This window comes from Streptomyces sp. NBC_00344, assembly GCF_036088315.1.
Lineage (GTDB): Bacteria > Actinomycetota > Actinomycetes > Streptomycetales > Streptomycetaceae > Streptomyces.
The window spans coordinates 6,991,523-7,001,830 of the sequence record NZ_CP107996.1 but is presented as its reverse complement, the minus strand read 5'-3'; the positions used below and the strand labels follow the sequence as shown (position 1 = coordinate 7,001,830).

The 10,308-nt window shown below is 65.5% G+C and carries 10 protein-coding genes and 1 pseudogene; 6 read left to right on the top strand and 5 right to left on the bottom strand.

The features are described from left to right. A partial coding sequence (locus tag OHS16_RS31685; protein WP_328540654.1) for a hypothetical protein occupies positions 1–359 on the top strand: 359 nt, incomplete at its 5' end. Between the two features lie 46 nt (positions 360–405). Then, positions 406–2,994, top strand: coding sequence for a Helicase associated domain protein (locus tag OHS16_RS31680; RefSeq protein WP_443042528.1), 2,589 nt, complete (start codon positions 406–408; stop codon positions 2,992–2,994). Positions 2,995–3,303: 309 nt separating this feature from the next. Here OHS16_RS31680 and OHS16_RS32205 read toward each other — a convergent pair whose 3' ends face one another. The 3 genes from OHS16_RS32205 to OHS16_RS31670 form a co-directional block, all read right to left on the bottom strand. Next, positions 3,304–4,191: an SCO2400 family protein gene (locus tag OHS16_RS32205; protein WP_443042723.1), complete on the bottom strand. Its 888-nt coding sequence runs from the start codon at positions 4,189–4,191 to the stop codon at positions 3,304–3,306. Positions 4,192–4,740: 549 nt separating this feature from the next. Then, positions 4,741–4,986 carry a hypothetical protein gene (locus OHS16_RS31675; RefSeq protein WP_328535049.1) on the bottom strand — a complete coding sequence of 82 codons (246 nt, stop codon included), beginning with the start codon at positions 4,984–4,986 and terminating at the stop codon, positions 4,741–4,743. Positions 4,987–5,657: 671 nt separating this feature from the next. Continuing rightward, entirely contained in the window at positions 5,658–6,272 is a 615-nt protein-coding gene (locus OHS16_RS31670; protein WP_328535050.1) for a DinB family protein, read from the bottom strand. Between the two features lie 638 nt (positions 6,273–6,910). Between OHS16_RS31670 and OHS16_RS31660 the strand changes: the two genes are divergently transcribed. Further along, positions 6,911–7,489, top strand: coding sequence for a GNAT family N-acetyltransferase (locus OHS16_RS31660; protein ID WP_328535051.1), 579 nt, complete (start codon positions 6,911–6,913; stop codon positions 7,487–7,489). Between the two features lie 154 nt (positions 7,490–7,643). Here the strand turns inward: OHS16_RS31660 and OHS16_RS31655 are convergent, their stop codons facing one another. Further along, positions 7,644–8,069: a VOC family protein gene (locus OHS16_RS31655; RefSeq protein WP_328535052.1), complete on the bottom strand. Its 426-nt coding sequence runs from the start codon at positions 8,067–8,069 to the stop codon at positions 7,644–7,646. A 124-nt stretch (positions 8,070–8,193) separates the two neighbouring features. Here OHS16_RS31655 and OHS16_RS31650 point away from each other — a divergent pair. The 3 genes and pseudogenes from OHS16_RS31650 to OHS16_RS31640 all read left to right on the top strand — a co-directional run. Next, a pseudogene (locus OHS16_RS31650) lies at positions 8,194–8,508 on the top strand (NF041680 family putative transposase); the annotation flags it as partial. A gap of 414 nt (positions 8,509–8,922) precedes the next feature. Further along, positions 8,923–9,279 carry a hypothetical protein gene (locus OHS16_RS31645; RefSeq protein WP_328535053.1) on the top strand — a complete coding sequence of 119 codons (357 nt, stop codon included), beginning with the start codon at positions 8,923–8,925 and terminating at the stop codon, positions 9,277–9,279. A 436-nt stretch (positions 9,280–9,715) separates the two neighbouring features. After that, positions 9,716–10,099, top strand: coding sequence for a DoxX family protein (locus OHS16_RS31640; RefSeq protein WP_328540656.1), 384 nt, complete (start codon positions 9,716–9,718; stop codon positions 10,097–10,099). 55 nt (positions 10,100–10,154) lie between these two features. Here OHS16_RS31640 and OHS16_RS31635 read toward each other — a convergent pair whose 3' ends face one another. Next, complete coding sequence (locus OHS16_RS31635; RefSeq protein ID WP_328535054.1) at positions 10,155–10,298, bottom strand: hypothetical protein; 144 nt, start codon at positions 10,296–10,298, stop codon at positions 10,155–10,157. Positions 10,299–10,308 lie beyond the last annotated feature (10 nt).

Here is a 10,308-nt window from a genome sequence, read left to right as displayed (position 1 = left end):
ACCACATCGCTGCGCGATGTGCAGGAAAACGAATTGCTTCGCAATTCGTGAAAGGTGCTTCGCACCTTTTATTCCTGGCTCGCCAGGAATGGAATTACGCTTCGCTTAAATTCCTGAAAGACGGGCAGGTCCGCTTCGCTCCCCTGCCTGTTCCGGCTCCGCCGGAACGGCTGGCTACAGGGCAGGGTGGGTGCATCACTGCGGGTCTGTGTAGGATCCCGAAGAACAAGCCACTCTCAGATGTTGACGGGACGTCACTCGACCCGGATGCCGGCACCCGGGTGTCGGGGTTCGAACTCCGCTTCGCTCCATTCACCCCTGATGCCCTCTCACCTCCGCATGAGGTGGTCAGTGCGTGAACAAGTCTACCCGAAAAACATCACGAGCATATACAGCTGCGCTAGAGTGGGACTCGCGCATTATCATCGTGGATCTGTATCAGTGTGCGAAGATGCACTGTGTAGAATCCCGAGTAAATCGCTACCCCCTCCGTCAGGGACCGTCACCCCTCTCGATTCTTGGAGTACGGATATGTCGAATCCGGAAAAGATCACGCTGCGGCCTCATCAGATTGAAGCTGTTGACGCCGTGGTGTGCGGTCTTGATATCCCTCCGGGCAAGCGGATTCCTTGCGATGGTCTGCGGGCCACGGTAGTGGCGGCGTGCGGTACCGGGAAGACTTTCATTGCCGCCCATGCTGCGCTGCGTCTGGCACGCAACGGGCGTGTCCTGGTGTTGCTTCCGACCTTGGATCTGCTGACGCAGACAGTGCGGGAGTGGCGCTCTGCCGGGCATACGGGTCCGGCTGTGGCGGTGTGCTCGCTGGACGATGACCCGTACATGTGGGATCTGGATGTGCGATCCACTACCAGTGCGCCGCAGTTGGCGCTGTGGCACGGGAGCGGACCGGTGACGGTCTACGCCACCTACGCCTCCCTGCCGGTGCTGGCGGAGGCGCATGAGGGTGCGTATGGGCTTCCCATGGACGTCTTTGACCTTGTGGTCGTTGATGAGGCCCACCGCACCAGTGGCTCGGCAGGTAAGGCGTGGGCTGCGGTTCATGACCAGGAGGTCATTCCGGCGATGCGCCGGCTCTATATGACCGCGACCCCTCGGATCTGGAAGGAGCGTCCGCCGCGACGGCTTGAGCGGGCCGTCTCGGCGACCGGGGGGCCCTTTGAGGGGTGGGATCGGTTGCCTCGGGAGTTGGCCTGTTCTATGGACGATCCGAAAATCTACGGCCCTGTGGTGTACGAGCTGTCGCTGGCGTCAGCGGTCTCGCGCGGGCTGCTCGCGCGCTACCAGATTGTGGTGGCCGAGTTGAGGGATCCTCTCGTGACCCCGGCCCGCCTGGCCGGCGAAGAGGGCCGGGAGGAACAGGTCCGCGGTGAGCGGATGGGCGCCCTGCAGGCCGCGCTGCTGGAGACTATGAGAGCCCATCAGCTCCAGACCACCATCACCTTCCACCACCGGACCATAGAAGCCAGTGCGTTCGCGAAGGGACTGCCCCGGGTCGCGCAGCGGTTGCACGCCTCGGATCCGGAGCGGTATCCGGAGAAGGTGTGGGCGAACTGGCTGGGCGGTGAGCACGAGATGGACCACCGGCGCTCCGTGCTCGCCGACTTCGGGCGCAGGGCGGGGCGTGCGGTCCTTTCGAATTGTCGTGTTCTGAACGAGGGTGTGGATATTCGAGCGGTGGACAGTGTGGCCCTGTTGGACTCGAAGGGGTCCGCGGTCGATATCGTTCAGGCCATCGGTCGGGCACTACGTCAGAAACCTGGGCAGGGGAAGATTGCGACACTGATCGTGCCCGTGTTTCTGGCGCCGGGTGAGCAGCCGGAAGACATGTTCACCTCCGCTTCGTATCGCCCCTTGGTGAAGGTCCTTGAAGGGCTTCGGGCGCATGATGAACGTGCCATCGAGATGCTCGCAATTCCTCAAGAAGGACAGAAGCGGGTTGTAGATCCGTCGGAAAACATCGGCCCGGAACCAGAGGAAGGCGCAGAGGAGTCGCGGCTGCTGCTGCGCTTCGCGGCCCCCCGGGATCCGGTGATGGTCGCCAAGTGGGTCAAGTTCCACGTCCTCGACACCGAACGCCAGGACTGGGCCCGCGGGTACGACGCCGCACGCCGCTACCAAGAGCGGGAAGACAGTCTCGATGTGCCCTACGGGCACCAGGAGGGCGCGTATCCACTGGGCAGGTGGCTGTCAGATCAGCGAAGGGCGTACCGGGCCGGGACTATGCCCAGCACCCGGGCGGACGAGCTGGAGGAGCTCGGGATGGTGTGGGACACCGCTGACGCCGGGTTCGAGGAGAACCTCGCCGCGGCCCGCGCCTACTACGCCGAAGCTGGGACCCTGGCCGCCCCGCGGCACGCCACTGCTTTGGACAAGCCCGTGGGGCAATGGCTGACCAACCTCCGCCGGCCCGGCGGGCTCGGCAAAGACCCCGGGCGGGCGCAGCGACGCGGCGAGCAGCTCGCCGCGATCGACCCCGACTGGAACCCCGGACTGTTGGGGTGGACTGTGGACTGGCAACGCCACCACGTGGGTCTGGCTGCCCTGCTGGAGGCCGGGGGGAAGCTCGAGGACATCCAACCCGGCGTTACTTACCGCGGCGACGACATCGGACGCTGGACCACACGGCAGAAGCGGGACTGGACACAGCTCAACCCCGAGCAACAGCGGCGCCTGGACGCCCTCGGCGTGAAACCCGCCGTACGGGCCAAGAAGGCACCGCGGCAGCCCGGTGCGAAGACCCGCGCGGAGACAGGGAAGAGCACCGACGCCTTCACCAGGGGCGTAGCAGCCCTCCAGCAATACATCGCCAGGGAGGGGAAGACCGTGGTCGGCAGAGCACACGTTGAGGAGATGCCCGATGGAACGAATGTTCGTCTAGGTGTGTTTCTCAGCAACCAAAAGAGCAGACGCGACCGCCTAAACGAACAACAACTCACCGCCCTCGCCAACCTCGGACTCGACTGGGTGGCATGAGTGGCGGCGAAGAGGGAGATGAGGCGCAGCCGGCGGGCCCGCCTCAGTGGGAGGTCCTGCTACTGACGGCGAGGCGGGCTGTTGCAGCATTTGGCCCAGCGGCTGCTGGAGTCCGCTCTCTGACCGGGTCGGGAGGCTGACCGATCAGGAAGGTTGGCAGTCCCGGCGGGGGCGAGGGTGCTGGTGTTCGTCAGGAGGGAGTCGGCTTTCGGTGATCTCACACCGGGTGCAGACCGATGAGGACACCGTAGGTCGGGGTGAAGCACAGCTCGACCAGTTGAGCCGGTAGGGGGGGTCAGCTCAGGCAGATCAGCCCGAGCACACAGATCCCCGACGGAGAGGTCGCCGCCGGTGTGGAGCTCGACTGGGATGTTCCCACAGAGCCCGGAGATCCCGAAGACGAAGTATGCGAAGTGCCCGATGTGCCCGATGTGCCCGATGTGCCTGAAGATCCCGTTGTTCCCGATCCCGGGCCGTCGGGGCGGGTGACTGGGTCGCCGGCGTACTGGTGCCGGTGGTCGTGTCGGCGGAGGGTGTGAACGCGGTCCGCTGCGCGGCAGCCTTCGTCGTCGTGTGCGGGGCGGCGCCCGTGTAGGGCTGCGCCCCTGCCGAGTCCGTGTGGGTCGCGGAGGGTTCGGGACGATGTTGCGAGGTGCCGGTCGTGGAGGGCTGGGAGCTCGTGGTCGAGGGCTTCCGGTGCTTGCCCTTCCCGGCCGGCGGGAGCTCGGCGGTCTGGTCCGTCGGCTGCTCATCGGTGCCCACGCTCGAGAGGTCCGTGGCCGTCGACGCCTGGGCGCGGTGGCCGGAACCGCTGTCCATCGATGCGACGGTCAGACCGCCGCCGACGAGCGCGACGGCGGTCGCGACCACGGCTCGGCGCTGGTTCTTCTTCCAGCGGGCCCGCTGTCGGCGCCGGGCCGCCCGCCCCTGCGGCGCGGGTGCCGGACCCTTGGCATCATTGTCGGCGCCCTCGAAATCACCGTCGGCATCGTCGAAAATACTGCCGGCGTCGTCGTGGGCGCCGTACGCGTCGGTCCCCGGTGTCGCCGCCACCTCCGGCCAGAGCACTGGGGCTGCCAGGGCCGGGACGGTGCGGCCGCCTTCGATCAACGGCGCTATGTCCGGGGCGTAAGCACCGCAACCCGGGCACACCAGGGCTCCGTTGAGGTGCCGACGACACGAGGAGCAGTAGTCCATCCGCTTCTTCCTGACGGTTTTGCACGAGGGATCGAGCGTGGGATCGAGCAGCCTGCAACGGTAACGGCGTCTTCGAAAGACCCTGTGAGGCCGATGTGGCGCTCCTGTGCGGATTCTCCGCCTCAACGCGCGAACTTCCAGGTGACATGCGAGTCCGTGGTCCTGATCACAGCCACCGGGACCCTCGGGCGAGAGGTATCGCTTGGCCCTACGCCGGGGAGGCACCGAAGGCCGGGCGGGGGTCGAGTTGCGCTGCGGGTCGGCGGACGAGATCGTGCTCAACTCGGCGCTCACCTTCCCATGTACCAGGCCGAGTGGGCGGACAACGCGGTCTCGTTCACGGTGAACTTCCGGAGGGAAGTACGAGGCGATGAAGTTCATCGAGTCGTGACTGCCGGACCTGAAGGGCACGCCCCTGATGCCTGACAGACCCGCCCGCAGAGCCCATAGGAGCGGATCACCGAGGAAGAGTTCAACTCCTCCTCGGTGACCTCGATCGAGGACTCCACGGACGTGAACTGTGCGAGCGGCGCCTGTCCGATCCGGTAGTCACGTCGTGGGCGCCCCCGGCTGATTCGGGCCGGGGGGCGTCGGCGGACTGTCGGTATAGGTGAACAGGCTGGTGCCCAGCAGCCCCAGGCCGCAGGACAAGCCGAACGCCCCTCCGCCAGCAGAGACGCTGGCGAGTGTCGATGCGCCAAGCGCGGCGGTCACGTCCTTGCAGGCATCGGCGAGAAGCAGGGACGTGATCACGCAGCAGGCAACTGCGATCAGTTTCTTCTGATTACCGGTCACTTATTCTTCCTCGACTAATGGAGGAGGGGACCGGCCAAGACAGACTCGACCGACCCCCCTTTGAACGGGCGGGCTTGAGAGGCCCCCCGTCCACAAGGAGGGGGCCTGGTCGAGTTCTGTCGTGCAGCCTTTACGACATAGCTCACGTCGCTTCGTTTTCCGGGGCGACGGCCCGGTACAGAAGACATCTGGCGGGTCTCGATGGAGGACTGCTCATCGAGTCTCTACCCCCTTCGAAAAGGGGGGTGGACGCGTTTTACCGCGTCCCGTTCAGATTAACACGCTGCGACAGGTCGAACACGCAGACGATCAACGCCCCGAACCTCCAGTTGACTTGATCAGGGGGTTCGCTGTGCAGATGGGGTAGCCGCTCCGAACGCGCCCGACCAGCCCAGGATTTGATAGGGAGCGGAGTTGGCGGCCCTACCCGTGCTGACCGGAGGCACCCGCACGGACAGGGCCGGTCTCAGGGGGTCACAAGGCGCGCGTACGACGTACCACTCAGAAGGCATGCCACCTCGATGCGGCAACGCGTCTCTGGGCATGTCCTGTCTCAAGGAAGCTAGTCGTCCACGCGACGCTGACCTGCGTGGACTAGGTTGGATGAGACGGGTGGACTTGGTTAGTTGAGACGAAAGGTCGGTGCCTGGACCGATGGGGCCCGCTGACCTTCAAAGCGTGGTGTCGTAGGGACCAGTGTGATCGGGATTGGTGACGGCCGCTTTGGCGGCTCGCTCGATCTCTGCGCACTGGGCTTCCCAAAAGGCCGCGTCGCGTTGTGGAGCCGCGTACTGGGCTGTTGTGCCTGTCGACTTGTCGAGTTGTTCGCGCAGGATGTCGGCGTGTCCGGCGTGCCGGCTGGTCTCGGTGAGTATGTGGACCAGGATGTTGAACAGTTTCACGTTGGGGCGTGGCCACCAGGGCACGTAGCCGGGAGAATCGATGGCGAGGGCGGTGATCGTCGCGTCTGAGTGCTCCCAGACGCGACGGTAACGGTCGACGATCTCCTCGCGCGTCTCGTGCTCGGTCGCCCACATGTCCGCACCTCGTTCCCCGGCATCGTCCCACCGGGGCAGAGGTTCGGGGAACGGCCGGTCGAAGACCTCGCCGAAGTACCTGGACTCCCAAATCGACAGGTGCTTGACCAGGCCGAGAAGGTTCGTGCCCGTCGAGGTCACGGGGCGGCGGATGTCGTACTCGCCGAGCCCGTCGAGCTTCCAGAGCATCGCCTCGCGAATCACTCGCAGATCGTTGTGTAGGTAGTCTTTCGCGAAATCATCGATCACGGGGCATGAGCCTGTCATGCGTCGTCTGCGGCCTCAACCTGCTGCCAGCACTGGTGCGTTATGGATACTGCGTGCCCGAGGCGTACCGCGTTGAGCAAGGAATGTCCCCCTTCAGACGCCACGATTCCAACCTCAGCAGTAGAGCAAGTAGGGGGCGATCAGGCTCCGTCGTGTCTCGGCGTCGGTGTCCCCGGGGTTGCGTGGCGGAGGGATGGTATCGCGAGGGAAGAAGGCGTGCAGAACGGCTGCGAGCCGATCCCCACCACGCTCGGGTCGAAATCCATCAGCAGCAGCCGGTCCCGCTCCAGCCACGACTCGAAGCCGACGTGCCGCCCGGTCGTCGCTGCCCAGTACCAGCCCGGGAAGTGACGCTGACCGCGCGACCAGCGAAACGTGCACCGGAGCGACCTCCTCGAATCGGCCCGTCACACAGTCCCGCAGCGGACGCCGACAGCGTCCGTGCACCGCGTCTACGGACGACAACTCGCTACATGGCTCTGCACGATCCACCCCAGCCGGTACAGCCACCCAGCACCCCCAGCGCCCTCAGTCGCGCGCCTAGGTTCGCTGAGACAGAAGTCCGGGCTGGCACTGTTACCGTCTTCCGCGCCAGTGATCAGGAATGAGCGGAGCCACACATGTTCCCCGAGACGGTGCTCCATACCGATGGACTGACCCTTCGCCCATTCAGCAGCAGCGATATCCGCGACACCCAAGTGAGCTGCTCGGACCCGCTCACCCAGCAATGGCTCCCCCTCCCTCAGCCCTACACCCTGGACGACGCCACCGCTTGGTGCACGGCAGTGGCCCCCGCCCTTCGCGAATCCGGCGACGGCATCCACTTTGCGATCACCGACTCCCACACCGGGCGGCTGATGGGCACCACCGGGCTGAAGAAGACCGACTGGCGAGCTCGGGTGACCGAGGTCGGCTACTGGATTTCCCCCTGGGCGCGCGGCAACGGCACAGCCGCCGAAGCCACTCGGGCCCTGGCTCGGTGGCTTCTGACCGACCAGCAGTTCCAGCGTCTGGAGCTCCGAGCCGCGACCGAGAACACCGCTTCCCAGAAAGCCGCGCTCAAAGCCGGCTTTCACCGTGAAGGCATCTTGCGAAACGCAGGTTACGTTCACACCGGCCGGGTCGACCTGATCCTCTTCTCCCTGCTGCCCGACGACCTCCCGACCACGACACACAGCACTCGTGCGGACGGCCGATGACACCGACGCGACATCAAAGCTCGTCCTTACAGCCACGGGACCATCCCCGCGCGTACGGGGAACAGGACGTTGCCGATGCCGTGCATGATCATCTCCCGCAAACCACTCCCGCGGAACAGGTCACCGCACTCCTACGGCGCGTGGAACTCGAAGCTCAGGCCCGTTCTTCGTCGTGAAGCGAGGGGGCATAGGAGATACCGACGATCAAGCCATCGTCCGTGAGAAGCCGGGTCACCGTCTGTCCCCACGGCTCCGTACGGGCTGGGTGAAGCAGGTCGAAGCCCGCGCGCTCAAGCTCCCCGCCAGCCGCTGCGACAGCATCTGCATCCTCGACCTCGAACTCGATCGACGCCTGAGGGACCACCCGGTCGGCGGGCCACGCCGCCGTGCCAAAGCACGCCTCGGCTGCCTGCGAGAGCGGCCACACGCCGAAGTGCTTACTGCCCGGAATGCTCCCACTGGAGTAGTAGCCATCGCCTTCACCCACCAGCGGGAGCCCAAGGGCGTCAATGAAGAGTTTGCGGCTCTGCGGCGGGTCAGCGACAACGACCGCCGTACTCGTGATGAAGGCAACGTTCATGTGACGCAGCCTATGGGCCGTAGTTCCCAGGAGGCGGAAACACCAGCCGCCCGGACGTGTCCTGTCCTACAGATGCGGGGTCCGACACCATCCCGCGAAGAGTTCCACCGCCCACCCCAAGGGCGGCCGGCCACCCAAGCACGGCGGCGAGTTCGTCTTCGGCGATCCCGCAACCTGGGGCACCGAGCAGGCCGTGACGGGCACGGACACCCGGCTCTACGGGAAGGCGACCGCGCAGGCGTGGGACCGGCTGCACCCGCGGCTAACCCGCCGGGCCGCGTGGCTCGACCACGGCGGGCCGCTGCCCGTCATCGAGAGCACCGTCATCCGTCTTGTCGTGGAGAAGCTGCCCAGCGGCGGAGTCAACAAGCCGGTCTGGCTGTGGTGGTCGCGCACCGACGCAACCGAAGCGGACATCGACCTCTGCTGGCAGTCCTTCTCGAACTCCCGGCGCAGGGCGTCGATCGCAGTGACAGTGGCGGTATTGCAGGGCACCACGACTAACTTCGCGCCCCGCTCGACTACTGCGTGAGCAGTAGTGACCAGACGGTCTGTGATGAAGGACGTGCTCTTCGGTCCCCAGGGGACACCCTCGGGATCCAAAAGCAGCAGCGGATCGAGTTCCGGGGCAAGGTACCGCAGCCAGCCGGCGGTGGAGAGAAGGCCAAGTCGAGTCGATCAATGCCACTGTGATGGCAATCAAGCTACAAGCCTGTTCCCACCACGGTTTACTGACGGCATCACGTATTGGATCGTCGTGAGTTGCCCGGGCAATTGGCGAGGGTGCCTGAGGTACGTGGCCCAGTTGGTGCTGCTGGTCGACAGCTGGTGCAGGGGACAGCAGGATTCTGGGGTGACAACACTGATCGACATGAGCGAGCGTGAGTACTTCGCCCAGTTCGCCAAACGGACCGGTATGTTCATCGGCCGCCCGTCCCTGACCGGTGTGGTGGCCTTCATAGTGGGTTACGAACAGGCGGCCCGCCGTCACGGCGGGGCCGGCCTGGACGGCTGGCGCGAGTGGTTGATGAGAAATTACGAGGCCAGCGGCAACCTCGTCTGGGAAGCCCAGATCCTGCAGGTGGCCATCCCCGGCTGGAACGGCGGATGGGACCTCTCGCCGGAGCGGGAAACACACGTCCTCAAGGTGCTCTTCGAACTGCTCGACATGTTCCTCGCCGAACGTGAGAGTGCCGCCGCCGAGTCCTGATGCCCGGCTCGTCATTGCAGGGCGCAGGTGAGGTCGACCCAGATCCATGGTGCGTGGTGCCAGGAGCGTACTTCGCCGACGACCAGTTCGACGGTGCCTCTCAAACGGGAAAGCCAGCGGCTCCCCATGATGCCGCTGACGCAAGTCCGGGGGAGAGGCGAACAGTTCAGCGTTGACCGACCGCCGTCAACGCTGACCAGGCTTCGAAGAACGGGCGGGCCAGAACGCACCGGTCACTACGAGCCGGTCAGAAAGCGTCCGGTTCCTGATGCTGCAGCTCGGATTGCTCCCGCTCACTGATGGCCGGGATGAGGACATGCCCAGGGAGGCCGTGCGCGCCGCCCGCCTTCACATGCCCGGGGGTTCGCAGATGTCACGGGCGGGGTTCCTGTCTCGTCGTACGAGGTGCAGGCAATCCTCGATCAAGGAGTAGATGATGAACCTCGCGCTGTGGATCGCTGCCGGACTGCTGGCCGCAGTGGCCCTGGCCGGCGGCATCACCAAGACATTCGTGCCCAAGGAAAGACTGGCTGCGGCCCCGGGCGGGGGATGGACCGGAGACGCCAGCGCCCGCTTCGTCAAGACCCTCGGCGTCCTCGAGATCCTGGCCGCGGCAGGCCTGATCCTGCCCGCCGCCCTCGACATCGCACCGGTCCTGGTGCCGGTGACTGCCGTCTGCTGGGTCTTGCTGATGATCGGCGCGATGATCACCCACGGCCGACGCGGCGAAGCCAAGTTCGTGATGCTGAACCTGATCTATCTCGCGCTTGCAGCATTCATTGCGTGGGGCCGCTTCGGACCCGAGTCCTTCACCGGCTGACCGGCGGCAACGACAGTGTCCGGCCAGCCAGCCCCGCTCGGGGAAGGCGGAGACTTCACGCACCGTCCGCGCACAGCACCGCGTCCATCAGCTCGAACAACTCATCGCACCGGGCGGTCAGACACTCGTAGAACTCGCCCCGGAAGCGCGTCGCTTCAGCGAACGCTTCCCTCCGGACAGCATCTGGCAGCAGACTCACCCTCACAGCC